Annotated in this window: 13 protein-coding genes and 2 pseudogenes; 9 read left to right on the top strand and 6 right to left on the bottom strand. The window is 74.7% G+C overall.

From position 1 onward, the window contains the following. Window positions 1-59: 59 nt before the first annotated feature. A complete protein-coding gene (locus tag AB5J87_RS22705; protein WP_369378825.1) occupies window positions 60-455 on the top strand; it encodes a DUF937 domain-containing protein in 396 nt (131 codons plus the stop codon). A 119-nt stretch (window positions 456-574) separates the two neighbouring features. Here the strand turns inward: AB5J87_RS22705 and AB5J87_RS22700 are convergent, their stop codons facing one another. Together AB5J87_RS22700 and AB5J87_RS22695 are read right to left on the bottom strand one after the other, a co-directional pair. Further along, entirely contained in the window at window positions 575-1378 is an 804-nt protein-coding gene (locus AB5J87_RS22700) for an SDR family NAD(P)-dependent oxidoreductase (protein ID WP_369378823.1), read from the bottom strand. Between the two features lie 174 nt (window positions 1379-1552). Further along, window positions 1553-2605 carry a LacI family DNA-binding transcriptional regulator gene (locus AB5J87_RS22695; protein WP_369378821.1) on the bottom strand — a complete coding sequence of 351 codons (1053 nt, stop codon included), beginning with the start codon at window positions 2603-2605 and terminating at the stop codon, window positions 1553-1555. A 205-nt stretch (window positions 2606-2810) separates the two neighbouring features. Here AB5J87_RS22695 and AB5J87_RS22690 point away from each other — a divergent pair, with 205 nt between their 5' ends. The 5 genes and pseudogenes from AB5J87_RS22690 to AB5J87_RS22670 all read left to right on the top strand — a co-directional run. Then, on the top strand, window positions 2811-3968 hold the full coding sequence (locus tag AB5J87_RS22690; protein ID WP_369378818.1) for a Gfo/Idh/MocA family protein: 1158 nt from the start codon (window positions 2811-2813) through the stop codon (window positions 3966-3968). Beyond that, the gene (locus tag AB5J87_RS22685; protein WP_369378816.1) at window positions 3965-5122 is read left to right on the top strand and encodes a dihydrodipicolinate synthase family protein; all 1158 of its coding nucleotides are present in this window, start codon (window positions 3965-3967) and stop codon (window positions 5120-5122) included. The genes AB5J87_RS22690 and AB5J87_RS22685 overlap by 4 nt, the downstream gene beginning before the upstream one ends. After that, on the top strand, window positions 5119-5946 hold the full coding sequence (locus AB5J87_RS22680; RefSeq protein ID WP_369378814.1) for a sugar phosphate isomerase/epimerase family protein: 828 nt from the start codon (window positions 5119-5121) through the stop codon (window positions 5944-5946). The genes AB5J87_RS22685 and AB5J87_RS22680 overlap by 4 nt, the downstream gene beginning before the upstream one ends. 62 nt (window positions 5947-6008) lie before the next feature. Then, a pseudogene (locus AB5J87_RS22675) lies at window positions 6009-6491 on the top strand (GNAT family N-acetyltransferase); the annotation flags it as partial. Further along, window positions 6464-7162, top strand: a pseudogene (locus tag AB5J87_RS22670) (sugar phosphate isomerase/epimerase family protein); the annotation flags it as partial. The pseudogenes AB5J87_RS22675 and AB5J87_RS22670, both read left to right, overlap by 28 nt. On the opposite strand, the gene AB5J87_RS22665 reads toward AB5J87_RS22670, so the two are convergent. Beyond that, the gene (locus AB5J87_RS22665) at window positions 7140-8099 is read right to left on the bottom strand and encodes an EamA family transporter (protein WP_369378812.1); all 960 of its coding nucleotides are present in this window, start codon (window positions 8097-8099) and stop codon (window positions 7140-7142) included. The pseudogene AB5J87_RS22670 and the gene AB5J87_RS22665 overlap by 23 nt on opposite strands. 135 nt (window positions 8100-8234) lie before the next feature. Between AB5J87_RS22665 and AB5J87_RS22660 the strand changes: the two genes are divergently transcribed. From AB5J87_RS22660 to AB5J87_RS22650, 3 genes are all read left to right on the top strand, one after another. Then, window positions 8235-9152: a LysR substrate-binding domain-containing protein gene (locus AB5J87_RS22660; protein WP_369383632.1), complete on the top strand. Its 918-nt coding sequence runs from the start codon at window positions 8235-8237 to the stop codon at window positions 9150-9152. 327 nt (window positions 9153-9479) lie between these two features. Continuing rightward, window positions 9480-11291 carry a glycoside hydrolase family 3 protein gene (locus AB5J87_RS22655; protein WP_369378810.1) on the top strand — a complete coding sequence of 604 codons (1812 nt, stop codon included), beginning with the start codon at window positions 9480-9482 and terminating at the stop codon, window positions 11289-11291. 70 nt (window positions 11292-11361) lie between these two features. Further along, a complete protein-coding gene (locus AB5J87_RS22650) occupies window positions 11362-11955 on the top strand; it encodes a hypothetical protein (RefSeq protein WP_369378808.1) in 594 nt (197 codons plus the stop codon). A gap of 18 nt (window positions 11956-11973) precedes the next feature. Here the strand turns inward: AB5J87_RS22650 and AB5J87_RS22645 are convergent, their stop codons facing one another. The 3 genes from AB5J87_RS22645 to AB5J87_RS22635 all read right to left on the bottom strand — a co-directional run bounded on the left by AB5J87_RS22645 (window position 11974) and on the right by AB5J87_RS22635 (window position 17723). Further along, window positions 11974-13383, bottom strand: coding sequence for a S28 family serine protease (locus AB5J87_RS22645; protein WP_369378806.1), 1410 nt, complete (start codon window positions 13381-13383; stop codon window positions 11974-11976). A 116-nt stretch (window positions 13384-13499) separates the two neighbouring features. Further along, on the bottom strand, window positions 13500-13844 hold the full coding sequence (locus AB5J87_RS22640) for a hypothetical protein (protein ID WP_369383631.1): 345 nt from the start codon (window positions 13842-13844) through the stop codon (window positions 13500-13502). A 141-nt stretch (window positions 13845-13985) separates the two neighbouring features. After that, window positions 13986-17723 carry an ABC transporter ATP-binding protein gene (locus AB5J87_RS22635; RefSeq protein WP_369378804.1) on the bottom strand — a complete coding sequence of 1246 codons (3738 nt, stop codon included), beginning with the start codon at window positions 17721-17723 and terminating at the stop codon, window positions 13986-13988. Window positions 17724-17770: the final 47 nt, after the last annotated feature.

Raw genomic sequence — 17770 nt, 5'->3', positions numbered from 1 at the left:
AGTAATTTTTCCGGAATCTCGACGTGCCGACAGAAGGGGGCAGCCGTAGCGTTTCGCCCATGAGCGAAGATTCCGGCTTCGAACAGGACGTACTCAACGAGCTCGGGGACGACCGGCTCCAGGAGCTGGCCCAGCGGCTCGGCACCGACACCGACGGGGCGCGCCAGATCGTGAGCTCGGCGGCGACCGGGCTCGCGGACGGCGTGCCCGCCGGGTCGGTCCCGCAGGAGCCGCCCCTGGAGGGCGTGGCCACGCTCGGCGGGCTCGGCGGCGCGGCGGGCGGCGGTCTGCTGGCCGGGGCGCTCGCGAAGGCCACCAGACCGGTGGCCTCGGCGGTCGCCAAGCGGACCGGTCTGCCGGAGGCCACCGTGGTGCGGGGGCTGGAACTGCTGGTCCCGGTGGTCCTCACGGTCCTGAGCAAGCGGGCGGCGGCGGGCAAGGGCCGGGGGAAGTAGGCGGAGACGGCGGGCGAAGGGCCGTGCGGGCGCGGCCGACCGCCCCCCTCGGCTCGGCCCGGCTCCCCCGCGCCCGTGGCCCGAACCGCGCTCCCCCGCACCCTCCGGCCCGCCCCCGCTCACAGCGCCTTCACATAGCCCCCGTCCACCACGAAGTCCGCGCCCGTGGTGGAGCCCGAGCGGGGCGAGGCCAGCAGGGCGACCACGTCCGCGATCTCCTCCGGGGTGATCAGACGGCCGGTGGAGACGTTCATCATCTGCGGGGCCAGGGTGTCCATGACCGTGTCCCGGTCGGCCCCCGCCATGGCGGCGATGATGTCGGCCGCGCCGCCCTCCTCGGTCCACCAGGCGGTGCGGACCGCGCCCGGCGAGACCGTGTTGAAGCGCACCCCCTGCGGGGCGTACTCCTCCGAGAGCACCTTGGTGAGGCTGTTCAGGGCCGCCTTGGCCGCGCCGTACTCGGCGTTGCCCACGGCGGGCTGGCGGGCCAGGCCGGTGGAGACGTTGACGACCGAGCCGCCCCGGGCCAGCAGGTGCGGCAGGGCCGCGCGGACCGCCCGTACCGCCGTGAAGAGGTTGAACTCGAACATCGCGGGCCAGTCCGCGTCGGCGGCGTCCAGGAACGAGGTGCGCGGCAGGCTGATGCCCGGGGGCGGGCCGCCCGCGTTGTTCACCAGGACGTCCAGCCGCCCGAACGCCTCGACGGCGCGGGCCACCGCACGCGCGGGGGCGTCCGGGTCCATCAAGTCGGCGCGCAGGTGGACGAGTTCGGGGCGGGCCAGCTTCTCCAGCTCCGGGCTGGTGCCGCGGGAGACCGCGACCACGTGGGCGCCCTCGTCGAGCAGGGCGCCCACGACCGCTAGGCCGATGCCCTTCGAGGCGCCGGTGACGACTGCCGAGCGGCCGGAAAGGTGCAGGTCCATGAGGTTCTCCTGGGGGTTCGGCCGTCGCCCCGGGCGGGGCGAGCGGGAGGCCGTGCACCCGATCCTGTGCCTCCGCGCCCCCGATCACCGGCGGGAATCCGACCCGGAGTTCACCCCGCCCGCCCTCGGCACGGACGGCCGCGCACGCCCCGCCCGCCCCGGGACCCGTACGCCCTACCCCCGCGCGCGTGCCGTCGACCCCCGCACCATCAACTCCCCGTGCACCGTGGCGATCCCGCCCGGCGGGACCGGCTCCTTGCCCAGGGCCAGGCGGCCCGCCCGCGCCCCCGCCTCGTACAGCGGCAGCCGTACGGTCGTCAGGGCCGGGACCGCGTCCGTGCTGAACGGGAGGTCGTCGAAGCCCGCCACCGAGACGTCGCCCGGGATGCTCAGACCCCGGTCGCGCAGGGCCGCGCAGGCCCCCAGGGCGACCGTGTCGTTGGCGGCCACCACGGCCGTCAACGCGGGCTCCCTGCGCAGCAGTTCGAGGGTGGCGTCATAGCCGGAGCGGCGGTCGTAGGAGCCGTGGACGACCGGTCCGGGGGCCACGCCCGCGGCCGTGAGGGCGTCGCGGTGGCCCTCCAGGCGGTGGCGGGTGGTGGTGCGCTCCTCGGGGCCCGCCACATAGCCGATGCGGCGGTGGCCGAGGGTGATCAGCTGCTCGGTGAGGCGGCGGCTGCCGCCCCGGTTGTCGAAGGTGAGCGTCGCGGCGACCGGGTCGGGGCCGCCACCGGCCCCGGCCGTCAGCGGCGGCCTGCCGCACAGCACGATCCGGGACCCGGCCTCCGCCAGGCGGCGCAGCTTGGCCGCGACCGCCGCCGCGTGGGCGGGGTCCTCCAGGGCGCCGCCGGTGAGGATCACGGCCGCCGCGCGCTGGCGCTGGAGCAGGGTGAGGTAGGTGAGTTCGCGCTCGGGCGAGCCCCCGGTGTTGCAGACGACCGCCAGCTTCTCGCGCGGCCCGCCGCCGCCGATCTCGGACTGGGCCGCGCCCGCCATGATCCCGAAGAAGGGGTCGGCGATGTCGTTCACGAGTATGCCGACCAGGTCGGAGGTGGCGGCGGCCAGGGAGCTGGCCGGGCCGTTGAGCACGTAGTCGAGTTCGTCCACGGCCCGCAGCACGCGCTCCCGGGTGGCCGCGGCGACGGGGTAGTTGCCGTTGAGGACCCTTGAGACGGTCGCCGGGGACACCCGGGCGCGCGCCGCCACATCCGCCAGGGTCGTTGTCATCTCTGCCTCCGGGCACTCGTCTCGGACCGACGCACGACTCGCGGCGCCCGCCCCCGCGGCCCGCCGCGCGCCTCTTGTCCGAGGCGCTGTGCGCAGGCTAGCGTCCCCCTGGATAGAAAGCGCTTGCTACAGGAGTCACCGGGTACGGAACCGGAAGCACAAAACCGGTTGGGCATCCGGTCTTTCGGTACGGAAGGGACTTCGCATGACACCGACGCGCAAGACCGTGCGGATCGCCGTGAACGGCGTCACCGGCCGCATGGGCTACCGCCAGCACCTCGTACGGTCCCTGCTCGCCCTGCGCGACCAGGGCGGGCTCGACCTCGGCGACGGGCGGGTGCTGTGGCCGGAACCGGTCCTGGTGGGCCGCCGGGAGAGCGCGCTGCGGGCCGTCGCGGAGCGGCACGGGCTCGACCACTGGTCCACCGACCTGGACGCGGTCCTCTCCGACGACCGCGTCGAGATCTACTTCGACTCCCAGGTCACCGCCGCCCGCGAGGCCGCGCTGGCCAGGGCGATCGCGGCGGGCAAGCACGTCTACACCGAGAAGCCGGTCTCGACCGGGCTCGCCGGGGCCCTGCGGCTCGCCCGGGACGCGCGGGACGCGGGGATCAAGCACGGCGTCGTCCAGGACAAGATCTTCCTGCCGGGGCTGCTCAAGCTGAAGCGGCTGGTGGACGGCGGCTTCTTCGGGCGGATCCTGTCGGTGCGCGGCGAGTTCGGCTACTGGGTCTTCGAGGGCGACTGGCAGCGCGCCCAGCGCCCGTCGTGGAACTACCGCGCCGAGGACGGCGGCGGCATCGTCGTGGACATGTTCCCGCACTGGGAGTACGTGCTGCACGAGCTGTTCGGCCGGGTCACCTCCGTCCAGGCGCTGGCCACCACGCACCTGCCGCAGCGCTGGGACGAGTCCGGGAAGCCCTACGACGCGACCGCCGACGACGCCGCGTACGGGATCTTCCAGCTGGCGGGCGGCGCGGTCGCCCAGATCAACTCCTCCTGGGCCGTCCGGGTCCACCGGGACGAGCTCGTCGAGTTCCAGGTCGACGGCACCGAGGGCTCGGCGGTGGCGGGGCTGCGCGAGTGCCGCGCCCAGCACCGGTCGGCGACCCCGAAGCCGGTGTGGAACCCGGACCTGCCCGCCACCGAGTCCTTCCGCGCGCAGTGGCAGCCGGTGCCGGACAACGAGGAGTTCGACAACGGCTTCAAGGCGCAGTGGGAGCTGTTCCTGCGCCATGTCGTCCTCGGCACCCCGTTCCCCTGGGACCTGTTCGCGGGCGCGCGCGGGGTGCAGCTCGCCGAACTGGGGCTGCGCTCCTCGGCCGAGGGCCGCCGCATCGAGGTGCCGGAGATCGCGCCGTGAGCCTGCTGCTGCCGCGCGCGGACGGCTCGCTGGCGCGCTACGAGCCGCGCCCCGCCCCGGCCCTGCCCGCGCCGGGCGGGCCGGCCCGCTCCCGTACGGTCTTCGCGGCGGCGCACGTGGTCGCCGACCCGTACGCGGACGTCTCGCCGGACGGCCCGGCCGCAGTCGACTGGGAGGCCACCCTCGCCTTCCGCCGCCATCTGTGGGCGCACGGCCTCGGGGTGGCCGAGGCCATGGACACCGCGCAGCGCGGCATGGGCCTGGAGTGGGCGGGGGCCGCCGAGCTGATCCGCCGCTCGGCCGCCGAGGCGCGGGCGGCGGGCGGCGCGCTCGTGTGCGGCGCGGGCACCGACCAGCTGGCGCCGCGGGAGGCGTCGCTCGCCCGGGTGACCGCCGCGTACGAGGAGCAGCTGGCGGTCGTCGAGGAGGCGGGCGCCCCGGCGGTCCTGATGGCGTCCCGGGCGCTGGCGGCGGTGGCGCGCGGCCCGGAGGACTATCTCGCCGTGTACGGACGGCTGCTGGAGCAGACCGCCCGGCCGGTGGTGCTGCACTGGCTGGGCCCGATGTTCGACCCGGCGCTGGCCGGGTACTGGGGCTCGCCCGACCTGGACGCGGCCACCGGGACGCTCCTGGGGATCGTCCGCGAGCACGCCGCGAAGGTCGACGGCGTCAAGGTCTCGCTCCTCGACGCGCGGCGCGAGGTGGCGCTGCGGCGGCGGCTGCCCGCGGGCGTGAAGTGCTATACCGGTGACGACTTCCACTATCCCGAGCTGATCGAGGGCGACCGAGTGGGCTTCAGCCACGCCCTGCTGGGGGTCTTCGACCCGCTGGCGCCACTCGCCGCGCGGGCCGTGCGGTCCCTGGACGAGGGCGACGGCGAAGCCTTCCGCGAGCGCCTGGACCCGACCGTGGCGCTCGCCCGGCACCTGTTCGGGGCGCCCACCCGCCACTACAAGACCGGGGTGGTCCTGCTGGCCTGGCTGGCGGGCCACCAGAGCCACTTCACCATGGTCGGCGGCCACCAGTCGGCGCGCTCGCTGCCGCATCTGGCCCGCGCCTACGAACTGGCCGACGGACTCGGCCTGTTCCCCGATCCGGAGCTGGCCGCGGCCCGGATGAGAAACCTGCTCGCCGTGCACGGAGTCGCCCCATGAGCCTCGCCCGCCTCAGCGTCAACCAGATGACCGTCAAGCAGCTCTCACTGCCCGAACTGGTCACCGCCTGCGCGCACGCGGGCGTGCCGGGCGTCGGCCTGTGGCGGGCGCCGGTGCACGCGTACGGGGTGGCGGCGGCGGCCCGGCTGGTGCGGGAGGCCGGCCTCGGCGTCACCAGCCTGTGCCGGGGCGGCTTCTTCACCGCCAGCGAGCCCCGGGCGCGCGCCCGCGCCCTGGACGACAACCGGGCCGCCCTCGACGAGGCGGCGGAGCTGGGCACCGACACGCTGGTGCTGGTCTCGGGCGGGCTGCCCGGCGGCAGCAGGGACCTGGCCGGGGCGCGCGAGCGGATCGCCGACGCGCTGGCCGAACTCGGCCCGTACGCCCGCGAACGCGGGGTACGGCTGGCGATCGAGCCGCTGCACCCGATGTTCGCCTCCGACCGCTGTGTGGTCTCCACCCTCGCCCAGGCCCTGGACCTGGCCGAACGCTTTCCGGCCGAGGAGGTGGGCGTCGTCGTCGACACCTACCACGTGTGGTGGGACGACCTGGCCCCCGCCGCCGTGGCCCGCGCCGGTGCCGGCGGGCGCATCCACGCCTTCCAGCTGGCCGACTGGGTCACCCCGCTCCCGGCGGGCGTGCTCAACGGGCGCGGCCAGCTCGGCGACGGCGTGATCGATCTGCGCGGGTGGCGCGAACGGGTGGACGCGGCCGGGTACCGGGGCCCGATCGAGGTCGAGCTGTTCAACGAGGAGCTGTGGGGGCGGGCGGGCACCGACGTGCTGCGCGAGACGGTCGAGCGGTTCGGGGCGTACGTCCGGTGAGCCCTGCCCGGCATACTGGCCCGGTGGCCGACGACACCGAGGCACCCCACCGCCCCGCACCCGTCCTGCGCGACCCCCGGCCGGGCGAACTGGGCTGGATCGTCCAGCGGCACGGCGCGCTGTACGCCGCCGAGCACGGCTGGAACACCGACTTCGAAGGGCTGGTCGCGGGGATCGTCGCGGGCTTCGCCCAGGACCACGACCCGCATCTGGAGCGGGTCTGGATCGCCGAACTGGCCGGGCGGCCGGTGGGGTCGGTGATGTGCGTGCGCGACGACGCCCCGGCCACCGCCCGGCTGCGGGTGCTGCTGGTCGAGCCGGAGGCGCGCGGGCACGGGCTCGGGGACCGGCTGGTCGCGGAGGTGGTCGCGTTCGCCCGCGAGGCCGGCTACCGCGACCTGGTGCTGTGGACGTACGACACGCTCACCGGCGCCCGGGCCCTGTACCTGCGCCACGGCTTCACCCTGGTCGCCGAGAAGCCGGGCCGCTCCTACGGCGCCGACCTGGTGGGCCAGGAGTGGCGGCTCGCCCTGACGGAGCGGTGAGCGTGCGGTACGCGTTCTCCACCCTCGGGGTGCCGGGCCTGCCGGTGGCGGAGGTCGCCCGGCTGGCCGCCGCGCACGGCTACCACGGCGTCGAGCTGCGCGCCCACCCCGAGGAGCCGCTGCACCCCGGCAGCGCGCCGCGCGAACGGGCCGCGGCCGTGCGGGAGTTCGCCGCGCACGGGGTGCGGGTGCTCGCCGTCGCCGGGTACGCGCGCGTGGCCGACCCGGCCGACCGGGAGCGGCTCGACGAGCTGGTGCTCCTGGCGCACGACCTCGGCGCCCCCTACGTACGCGTCTTCCCCGGCGGCACCGGGGCGGCGGACGACGACGAGGTGGCGGCGCGGCGGCTGCGGTCGATCGCCCCGGCCGCCGCCGCGCGGGGCGTGCGGGTGCTGCTCGAAACGCATGACTCGCACCGCACGGGCGCGGCCGTCGCCCGCGTCCTGGACCGGGTGGGCGGGCCCGGCGCGGGCGCGCTGTGGGACGTGATGCACACCTGGCTGGGCGGCGAGGACCCCGCCGACTCCTACGCCGCCCTCGCCCCGCACCTGGGGTACGTCCAGGTCAAGGACATCGCCTCGGCCCAGGACACGACGCCGCTGCCGCTGGGCGCCGGGGTGCTGCCGCTCGCCGCGTGCCTGGCGCCGCTCAGCCCGGACGGCTGGCTGTGCTGGGAGTACGAGAAGCGCTGGTATCCGCGGGTCCCGGAGCTGCCGGGGCTGCTGCGGGCCGGGCGGGCCCGGCTGGACCGGCTGACCGGCGCGGCAGCGAGGTGAGCGCCACCCCGCCCACCAGGAGCGCCGCCGCGCACCAGCGCAGCGGGCCGACCGGCTCGCCCAGGAAGAGGGCGGCCGAGGACATCCCGAAGACCGGGACGAGCAGGCTGAAGGGGGCGACCGAGGACGCCGGGTGGTGGCGCAGCAGATGTCCCCAGGCGCCGAAGCCGAAGACGGTGCTGCACCAGGCGACGTAGACCAGCGACCCGGCGCCGCCGAGGTCCAGCGAGGCGAGCGCGTCCGCGTCCCGGCCCGGCCCCTCGAAGAGCAGCGAGAGCGCGATCAGCGGCAGCACCGGGACGGTGGAGACCCACACCATGAAGTTGAGGGCGTCGGGCGGGGCCGCCTTGCGGGTCAGCACGTTGGAGACGCCCCAGCACGCGGCGGCGGCGACGGTGAGGGAGAAGCCGAGCAGCGGCCCGGAGGCGCCCTCGTCGACGGCGGCGACCGCGATCCCGGCGAGCGCCACGGCCATCCCGAACAGCCGGGTCCGGCCCGGCCGTTCGCCCAGCGCCACCATCGCCACGACCGCCGTGAACACCGCCTGGATCTGCAGGACCAGCGAGGAGAGCCCGGCGGGCATGCCCTCGTTCATCCCGATGAAGAGCAGCCCGAACTTGGCGACCCCGAGCACCAGCCCGACCGCGACGACCCACTTCCAGGCGACCTTGGGCCGCCCCACGAAGAACACCGCGGGCAGCGCGGCGACCAGGAAGCGCAGGGCGGAGAAGAGCAGCGGCGGGAAGTGGCCGAGGCCGACCTCGATGACGGTGAAGTTCACTCCCCAGACGGCGGTGACCAGGACGGCGAGCGCGATGTGTACGGGACGCATGCGTCGAGGATCACCGCCGCCGACCATGTAGCACCAGCGCGGATTCCTTCATGGTTGGATTGAGCAGAAGTTAACGATCCCGTACGCGGCCGGGCCCGGTCCCGTACGGCGGTGAAGGACGAAGGAGGCCCCGCCGTGCTCGATCTGGCCCGGCTGCGCGCGCTGCACGCCGTCTGGGTGCACGGCTCGGTGGCGGCTGCCGCCACCGCGCTCGGCTACACCCCGTCCGCCGTCTCGCAGCAGATCACCAAGCTGGAGCGGGAGACCCGCACCACGCTCCTGGAGCGGCGCGGGCGCGGGGTCGCGCTCACCGAGGAGGCCCTCCATCTGGCCACCACCGCGCAGGAGTTGCTGGCGCTGGTCGAGCGCGCCGAGACCACCCTGGAGGAGCGCCGGGGGCTGGCCACCGGGCGGCTCACGATCGGCGCGTTCGCCACGGCCGCGCGCGGGCTGCTGCCGGGCGTGCTGGCCGCCCTGGCCCGTGAGCACCCGGCCCTGGACGCCCGGCTCTCGGAGGTCGACCCGCACCTGTCGGTGGACCTGGTGGCCAAGGGCGTGATCGACCTGGCCGTGGCGCACGACTGGGACATCGCGCCGCTGCCCGCCCCCGAGGGCGTGGAGCAGGCGGTGATCGGCGACGACCGGTGCGATCTGCTGGTGCCGCGCGGCCACCGGTTCGCGGGGCGGCGGGCGGTGCCGCGCGCCGAACTCGCCCGGGAGCCGTGGATCTGCCAGCCGCCCGGCTCGGTCTGCCACGACTGGCTGGTGCGCACCCTGCGGGCGGACGGCCACGAGCCCGACCTGCGCCACGAGGCCGCCGAGTACCACACCCAACTCGCGCTGGTGGCAGAGGGGTTGGGGGTGGCCCTGGTGCCGCGCCTGGGCCGGGGGCCGCTGCCGCCGGGGGTGGTGGCGGTGCGTCTGGACCCGACTCCGGTGCGGCGGCTGTACGCGCTGTGGCGGACGGGGGCGGCCCGGCGGCCCGCGATCACGGCGACGGTGGCGGCCCTGCGCTCCCACTGGACGGCGGTCGCCCCGCCCGACGCCCCCTGACCCCGGGCCGCCCCCGCCCCGGGCGTCCCGACTTGCGGAAACCGCCGGCCGGGCGGGAACCCGCCGGGGACGGGGTCCGTCCAAGGGCCGTACTGCCGGTGAGTCTCCGCAGAGCGGTGTCGGCCCGCGCCGCTGGCCGCGTACGACCGACTCCCCTCTCCAGCCGCCTGCGGCCGGCAGCACACCCGCCACCGGTGCGCCCCCCTCCGACTGCGCCGGTGGCGGACCCCGTTCCGGGCGGGCGATGCGCGCCCCCTTGACCGGCAATAACTTTCCGGTTATCCGTTCGGTTTGGAAGTTTCTTCCACACCTACGGATGGAGTGCCCGTGTCGCACCACACCTCCAGACGCACCCTGCTCGCCACGGCCGCCGCGACCGCCGCCGCCGCTGCCGCGGCGCCGCTGGTCCCCGCGCACGCCGAGGCGCGGCGGGCACCGGGCGCGCTGAAGCGGATCGTCGCCCGGATGTCGCTCCCGGAGAAGGTCGGCCAGCTCTTCGTGATGCGGGTGTACGGGCACTCGGCGACCGCGCCCGACCAGGCCGACATCGACGCCAACCTCAAGGAGATCGGCGTGCGCACGGCCGCCGAGCTCGTCGCGAAGTACCACGTCGGCGGGATCATCTACTTCACCTGGGCCCACAACACCCGCGACCCGCACCAGATCGCCGCCCTCTCCAACGGCATCCAGCGCGCCGGGCTGGCCCAGCCCACCCCCGTACCGCTGCTGATCGCCACCGACCAGGAGCACGGCATCGTCTGCCGGGTCGGCTACCCGGCCACGCTCTTCCCGGGCGCGATGGCGCTGGGCGCCGGGGGCTCGGCGCGCGACGCCCGGACGCTCGGGCGGGTCGCGGGGGCCGAGCTGCGGGCGATCGGCATCCGGCAGAACTACTCCCCCGACGCCGATGTGAACGTCAACCCGGCCAACCCGGTCATCGGCGTACGGTCGTTCGGCGCGGACCCGGCGGCCGTCGCCCGGCTCGTGGCGGCCGAGGCGCACGGCTACCAGGAGGCGGGGATCGCCGCGACCGCCAAGCACTTCCCCGGGCACGGCGACACCACCGTGGACAGCCACACCGGCATCCCGGTGATCACCCACAGCCGGGCCCGGTGGGAGGAGCTGGACGCGCCGCCGTTCCGGGCCGCGATCGCGGCCGGGATCGACGCGGTGATGACGGCGCACATCCAGTTCCCGGCGCTGGACCCGAGCAACGACCCGGCGACGCTCTCGCACCCGATCCTGACCGGCATCCTGCGCGAGGAGCTCGGCTTCCGGGGCGTGATCGTCACGGACGCCCTCGGCATGCAGGGCGTGCGCGACAAGTACGGCGACGCCCGGGTGCCGGTGCTGGCCCTGAAGGCCGGGGCCGACCAGCTGCTCGACCCGCCGGACCTGTCGGTGGCCTGGAACGGGGTCATGGCGGCGGTCACCAGCGGCGAGATCAGCCGGGCCAGACTCGACGAATCGATCCTGCGGATCCTTGAACTCAAGGAGCGCCGCGGCCTGTTCAGCCATCCCTATGTGACGGACGCCGAGGTCGACCGGGTCGTCGGCACCCGGCCGCACCTGGCCGCCGCCGACGCGGTGGCCGGGCGCACCACGACCCTGCTCGCCAACACCGGCGCACTGCTGCCGCTCTCCCCGCGCACCCGGCGCGACCTCCTGGTGGTCGGCGCCGACCCCGCCTCGCCGTCGGGCACCACCGGACCGCCGACGGCCGTCCTGGCCGAGGCACTGACCGGGCTGGGCTTCACGGCCACCGCGCTGTCCACCGGCACGGCGCCCACCCCGGCGCAGACCGCGGCGGCCGTGGCGGCGGCGCGCGGCCGGGACGCGGTGCTGGTCGCCACCTACAACGTGGACTCCGGGGGCGCGCAGGCCAGGCTGGTGGCGGCGCTCGGCGCGAGCGGTGTGCCGGTGGTGCACCTCGCGATCCGCAACCCTTACGACATCGCTCACCTCAACGGGTACACGGCCTCGCTCGCCTCCTACTCCTGGACCGACGTCGAACTCCGGGCGGCGGCCCGGGTGATCGCGGGCCGGATCCCGCCGCTGGGGCGGCTTCCGGTGGCGGTGCCGCGCGAGGACGACCCGGCCGCGGTGCTGTATCCGATCGGATACGGACTGTCGTACTAGAGATACCTCCCGGACCCCCTGGCGTGCCGGAGCGGCCACCGGTCACGCTGGGTGCACGGGAGGGCGGGACATGCACGAGTACGGTGCCGCGAGGGCGGTTCGGGCGGCTGCGGCGGTCTGCGCCGCACTGCTGCTGCTCATGGGCTGCCGGCGGGCGCCGGCCGACTCGGCGGCCTCGCGCCGCCCCCCGCCGCCGCCCTCCGCGCCCGACTACGGGGCGACGTTCCTGGGCACCGGGGACTGCGCCGCGCACGGGCGGGCGTTCACCGAGGTGCCGTGCGCCAGCGAGCGGGCCGTGGCCCGCGTCTCGGTCCGCCGCACGGGTCCCCGGGGCAGGGCCGTCCAGTGCCCGGCCCGCACCGACTTCGTGCTCTACATCGACGGCGACGGCGGGTCCGGCTACGCCTGCATGCGCAATCTGGAGCCGCCGCACCCGGGCGATCCGGGGATGGGCGGCGGGCCGTTCACGGTGGTCGGCGACTGCGTCCACCGCTCGGGCCGCGACCAGGTGAAGGAGACCCCCTGCGACGGGTCGGGCGCCGCCGCCCCGGACTTCCAGGTGACGAAGGCGGTGGCGGACCGGGCCGACTGCCCGTCCACCACCGCCCTCTACGTCCAGCTGACGGGCGGCGGTCCCGGCGTGGGCTGCGCCCGCCGCCGCTGACCGCCGCCCGTCACGGCGTCACGGGCGCAGCACCGGCTCGCGCTCGCGCTGGGCGTCCAGGCGCGCGTCGAACGAGGCCAGCGGCTTCGCCTTGGCCGGGGTCGCGGCGGGCACCCCGGCCCAGCGCAGGATCGCGGCCGTGGCGGTCGCCTTCTCCCGGTCGGCGAGACCGGCCACCTTGGAGCCGTGGTTGCCGCCCGCGACGGTGTACACGTACGAGTCGCGCGCGCCCTGGCCGAGGCGGAAGCGCTCGGCGCCCCACGGGTCGTTCTGCCCGTACACGTACAGCATGTGGCTGGCGTGGTGGCGCACCCAGCTGTCCACCTGCGGCATCACCGAGGGGTCGAACCGCATCGGGATGGCGGCGGGCACGAAGTTGCGCGGCGGCTGGTAGCCGTACCGGCTCAGCTTGCCCAGCCAGGGCTGCTTGATGGTCGGCGAGCCGAGCTGGGTGCCCGCCTGGTAGTAGTACGGGGTGTACTGCTCAAGGCCCTGGTCGGTGTAGGCGGAGAAGCCCGAGATGGTGTCGATGGTGTCCCAGATCGCCTGGTCCGTGGCGTGCGGGGCGTCCGCCGGGATCCCGGCGCAGTCCGCGAGCAGGCTGTACTGCCAGAACGCCCAGACGTAGTCCAGCACGACCGCCTCGTACGCCTTGTCCAGCGAACCGGTGGTGGTGAAGGTGTAGTTGTTGGCCTTGGCGTACTCCGCGTACTTCCGCTCCAGCGGCCCGCGGCGCACCAGCGCCTCGCGCTGCACGCCCGCCAGCTTGTCGCGGCACTCCTTGGTGCCGACGGTGGCGAGGAAGCGGTCGTACGCCGAGTCCTCCTTGTTGACGACGTCGTTGGGCGCCACGTACGCGACCACGCCGTCCATGTCCTTGGGGTAGAAGCGCTTGTAGTAGGTCGCCGTCATCCCGCCCTTGGAGCCGCCGGTGGTCAGCCAGTTCTTGCCGTAGAGCGGCTTGAGGGCCCGGTAGATGGCGTGCTGGTCGCTGGCCGCCTGCCAGATGTCCAGCTTCGACCAGTCCGCCGGGGCGGGCCGGGAGGGGGTGAAGTAGCGGTATTCCACCGAGACCTGGTTGCCGTCGACGATCTGCGTCGGCTCGGAGCGGCTCGGGTTGGTCGACACGTTGTACCCGCTGGTGTACATCACGGTCGGGCGGTCGGTGTCCTTGTGCAGCACGGTGATCCGCTGCTGGAAGGTGCCCCTGGAGGGGTGCCGGTGGTCGACCGGCTGGGTGAAGCCGAGGACGAAGTAGCGGTAGCCGGCGTACGGCTTCTCCTGGATGAGGCTGACCCCGGGTATCGCCAGGAGGCGGTCCTTGATGTCCGGCTCGGCGGCGGTGGCCGCTCCTGCCGTGGCTCCCGCCGCGCTCACCGTGCCTATGAACACGACGAGCGAAAGGAGCCATCTGAGCGTCTTGCGCATGCACTCTCCCCTGTGGTCACGACGTGACGCGATCGTCGTGAACCTAGTGGGGACAACACCCGCCCCGCCAGACCCAGTTGCCCCAGCGGCATCAGGGAGGCCGGGTCAGCGGGCGTTCAGCACAGGATCCAGCCGGTGGCCGCGCTCCTGCCCGCGATCGAACCCGACGCCCGTACACAGCGGTTGATCGCGTGCACCGAGACCGGGCCCGCCTGCTGGGTGAACCTCCCGCTGTCGGAGACCGGGCCGCCGCCGCGCGCCTGGAGGGTCACCGACATCTGGCGTCTCGCGCCGGGCGCGGAGGCGACGGTGAGCGCGCAGGCGTAGCCGTGCGTCTTGTAGACGCGCAGCTCGCCGCCGGTGAACCGGACCGCCTTGACCTGGCGCCCGCCGCAGACGGCCGCCGCGTCCGCGCTCCCCGCGGGGCCGAGCACGGCCAGGGCCGCCGTCACCAGGACCAGGGCCACACCGGGGCCCGCCCTGCCCGCCTTCCCCCCAGCGAACACGCTTGCCCCCTTCCGTCACATGAGCGTCTGTGTGTACGGACGCGGCGGGGCCACCCCCGGTTGCGCGGCCCGGCGGACCGGCCCGCGCGGGACGCGTCAGACCGCCGCGGGCTCGTCCTCCCCGATGAAGGTGCGCCACAGCGTCGCGTACCGGCCGTCCGCCGCCAGCAGCTCGTCGTGGGTGCCGTCCTCGACGACCCGGCCGTGGTCCATCACCACGACCCGGTCCGCGCGGGCGGCCGTGGTCAGCCGGTGCGCCACGACCAGCGTGGTGCGGCGGCCGGTGAGCCGTTCGGTGGCCTGGTTGACCTGGGCCTCGGTGGCCAGGTCCAGGGCGGCCGTCGCCTCGTCCAGGAGCAGCACGTCCGGGTCGACGAGCTCGGCGCGGGCGAGCGCGATCAGCTGGCGCTGGCCCGCCGACAGGTTGCGCCCGCGCTCGGCGACCTCGTGCAGATAGCCGCCGTCGAGCGTGGCGATCATGTCGTGGGCGCCGACCGCGCGGGCCGCCGCCTCCACCTCGGCGTCGGTGGCGTCGGGCCGCCCGTAGGCGATGGCGTCCCGCACGGTCCCGGCGAACAGGTACGCCTCCTGCGGCACCACGCCCAGCCGGTGGCGGTAGGCGGTCAGGTCCAGGGCGCGCAGGTCGGTGCCGTCGACGGTGACCCGCCCGCCGGTCGGGTCGTAGAACCGGGCCACCAGCTTGACCAGCGTGGACTTGCCCGCGCCGGTCTCGCCGACGAACGCCACGGTCTGCCCGGCGGGTATCCGCAGGGCCACCCCGGAGAGCGCCTCCTCCTCGTCGCCGTACGCGAAGTCCACGTCCTCGAAGGCGATCTCGCCGCGCAGCGAGCGGACGTCCCGCGGCTGCTCGGCCGCCGCCGTGGAGGCCGGCTCGCGCAGCAGCTCCTGGATCCGCTTGAGCGAGACGGCCGCCTGCTGGTAGCCGTCGAAGACCTGCGAGAGCTGCTGCACGGGGGCGAAGAACAGGTCGATGTAGAGGAGGTAGGCCACCAGCGCGCCGGTGGTGAGGGTGCCCGCGTCGACCCGGTGGGCGCCCACGATCAGCACCGAGGCCGCCGCGACCGACGACAGGAGCTGGACGAACGGGAAGTAGACCGAGATCAGCCACTGGCCGCGGATGCGGGCCGCGCGGTACTCGGCGCTGCGGGCGGCGAACCGCTCGCCGCCGTCCCGCTCGCGCCCGAACGCCTGCACGATCCGCAGCCCGCTCACCGACTCCTGGAGGTCGGCGTTGACCCCGGCGACCCGCTCGCGGGCCAGCTCGTACGCCTTCACGCTCTGCTTGCGGAAGAAGTACGTGCCGATGATCAGCGGCGGCAGGGTGACGAAGACGACCAGGGCCAGCTGGAGGTCGATGACGAGCAGCGCGAGCATGATGCCGAAGAAGGTGACGACGGCGACGAACGCGGTGACCAGGCCGGTCTGCAGGAACGTCGCCAGCGCGTCCACGTCCGTGGTCATCCGGGTCATGATCCGGCCGGTCAGCTCGCGCTCGTAGTAGTCGAGGCCGAGCCGCTGGAGCTGGGCGAAGATCTTCAGCCGGAGGCTGTAGAGGACGCGTTCGCCGGTGCGCCCGGTCATCCGGGTCTCGCCGAACTGCGCCGCCCACTGGATCAGCACGGTCACCAGGGCCAGGCCCGCCGCCGCCCACACCGCGCCCAGCGCCAGCTTGCTGACGCCCTGGTCGATGCCGTGCCGGATCAGCACCGGCAGCAGCAGCGACATGCCCGCGTCGACCGCGACGAGCGCGAGGCTGACGGCGAGCGGACGGCCGAAGCCGCGCAGCAGCCGCCGCAGCCCGTAGGAGCTCTCCGGCCGCACGGCCCTGGCCTCGTCGATGCCCGGGGTGTCGGTGGCCGGGGGCAGCGCCTCGACCTGGGCGAGGAGTTCGGGGGTCGCGGGCATGCCGCCGGGGGCGGCGGAGACGGGCTTGTCCTCGCGGATCCACAGCGGAGGCGTGATGCCGCGCTCGGCGTCGAACTCGGCGTCGAGCTCCTCGCGGACGCTGTGGTCCTCGACCCCGCCCGTGGGCAGGACGTGGCCGGGCGAGACCGCGCCCAGCTCGTCGGGGTCGGTCAGCAGCCGGCGGTAGAGCGCCGAGTCGCGCTGGAGCTCGGCGTGGGTGCCGATCGCGGCGAGCCGGCCCTCGTCGAGGACGGCGATGCGGTCGGCGAGGTTGAGGGTGGAGCGGCGGTGCGCGATGAGCAGGGTGGTGCGCCCGGCCATCACCGAGGCGAGCGCCTCGTGGATCTCGTGCTCCACGCGCGCGTCGACCGCCGAGGTGGCGTCGTCCAGGACGAGCAGGCGCGGGTCGGTGAGGATCGCGCGGGCCAGGGCGATGCGCTGGCGCTGGCCGCCGGAGAGGGTGAGGCCGTGTTCGCCGACGGTGGTGTCGTAGCCGTCCGGCAGGGCGGCGATGAAGCCGTGCGCCTGCGCGGTGGCGGCGGCGGCCTCGATCTCCTCCTGGGTGGCGTCCGGCTTCCCGTAGGCGATGTTGGCGCGCACGGTGTCGGAGAAGAGGAAGCTGTCCTCGGGCACCAGGCCGATGGCGGCGCGCAGCGAGGCCGTCGTCAGCTCGCGCACGTCGTGGCCGCCGACCAGGACCGCGCCGTGGGTGACGTCGTAGAAGCGCGGCAGCAGCAGGGAGACGGTGGACTTGCCGGAGCCGGAGGCGCCGACGACGGCGACGGTCTCGCCGGGCCGGATCTCCAGCGAGAAGCCGTCCAGGACCGGGCGCCCGTCCTCGTAGGAGAAGCGCACGTCGTCGAATTCGACGGTGGCCGGGGCGTCGGCGGGCAGCACCTTGGTGCCGTCCTCGATGGAGGGCTCGGTGTCGATGAGCTCCAGGACGCGCTCGACGCCCGCGCGGGCCTGCTGGCCCACGGTCAGCACCATGGCCAGCATCCGCACCGGCCCGACGAGCTGCGCCAGATAGGTGGAGAAGGCGACGAACGTGCCGAGGGTGATCTCGCCCCGGGTCGCCAGCCAGCCGCCGAGCGCCAGCATGGCGACCTGGCCGAGCGCGGGGACGGCCTGGAGGGCCGGGGTGTAGCGGGAGTTCAGCTTGATGGTGCGCAGCCGGCCCGCGAAGAGCCTGCGGCCCACCTCGCGGAGCTTGCCGGTCTCCTGCTCCTCCTGGCCGAAGCCCTTGACCACGCGGACGCCGGAGACGGCGCCGTCGACGACTCCGGCGACGGCCGCCGCCTGGCCCTGGGCGTACCAGGTGGCGGGGAAGAGCCGGTGGCGGCTGCGCTTGGCGATGAACCAGAGCGCGGGCGCCACGGCGAGGGCCACCAGCGTCAGCAGCGGCGAGAGCCAGGCCATGATCGCCAGGGAGATCAGGAAGAGCAGGATGTTGCCGATGGTCATCGGCAACATGAAGAGCAGGCCCTGGATGAGCTGGAGGTCGCTGGTGGCGCGGCCGACGACCTGGCCGGTGGAGAGCTCGTCCTGGCGCCGCCCGTCGAGCCGGGTGATCGTCGCGTACATCTCGGTGCGCAGGTCGTGCTGGACGTCGAGGGCCAGCCGGCCGCCGTAGTAGCGGCGGACGTACGTCAGTACGTAGACGACGACCGCCGCGGCTATGAGCAGGCCCGTCCATAGCGCGAGCGACCGGGTGTGGTCCCCGATCACATCGTCGATGATCACCTTGGTGACCAGCGGGACCAGGGCCATCACCGCCATGCCGCCGAGCGACGACCCGAGCGCCAGCAGGACGTCGCGCCGGTACCGCCAGGCGTAGCCGGTGAGCCGCCGTGCCCACCCTCCCCCGGACGTGGTCCGGGGGGACCCCCAGCTCTTCCCTGCCGCCACTGGCTGCCTCCCGTCGGTCCGGCCGACCGTCCGGTCCACCGCAACGC

The sequence above is a fragment of the Streptomyces sp. cg36 genome (assembly GCF_041080675.1).
Lineage (GTDB): Bacteria > Actinomycetota > Actinomycetes > Streptomycetales > Streptomycetaceae > Streptomyces.
The sequence above is the reverse complement of the archived record's forward strand: the minus strand, read 5'-3'. Positions and strand labels throughout refer to the sequence as shown.

What these genes read in the sequence shown, in the direction of transcription:
- AB5J87_RS22705 (WP_369378825.1), top strand. Translation starts at nt 60, where the DNA reads ATGAGCGAAGATTCCGGCTTCGAACAGGACGTACTCAACGAGCTCGGG.
- AB5J87_RS22700 (WP_369378823.1), bottom strand. Translation starts at nt 1,378, where the DNA reads ATGGACCTGCACCTTTCCGGCCGCTCGGCAGTCGTCACCGGCGCCTCG.
- AB5J87_RS22695 (WP_369378821.1), bottom strand. Translation starts at nt 2,605, where the DNA reads ATGACAACGACCCTGGCGGATGTGGCGGCGCGCGCCCGGGTGTCCCCG.
- AB5J87_RS22690 (WP_369378818.1), top strand. Translation starts at nt 2,811, where the DNA reads ATGACACCGACGCGCAAGACCGTGCGGATCGCCGTGAACGGCGTCACC.
- AB5J87_RS22680 (WP_369378814.1), top strand. Translation starts at nt 5,119, where the DNA reads ATGAGCCTCGCCCGCCTCAGCGTCAACCAGATGACCGTCAAGCAGCTC.
- AB5J87_RS22665 (WP_369378812.1), bottom strand. Translation starts at nt 8,099, where the DNA reads ATGCGTCCCGTACACATCGCGCTCGCCGTCCTGGTCACCGCCGTCTGG.
- AB5J87_RS22650 (WP_369378808.1), top strand. Translation starts at nt 11,362, where the DNA reads ATGCACGAGTACGGTGCCGCGAGGGCGGTTCGGGCGGCTGCGGCGGTC.
- AB5J87_RS22645 (WP_369378806.1), bottom strand. Translation starts at nt 13,383, where the DNA reads ATGCGCAAGACGCTCAGATGGCTCCTTTCGCTCGTCGTGTTCATAGGC.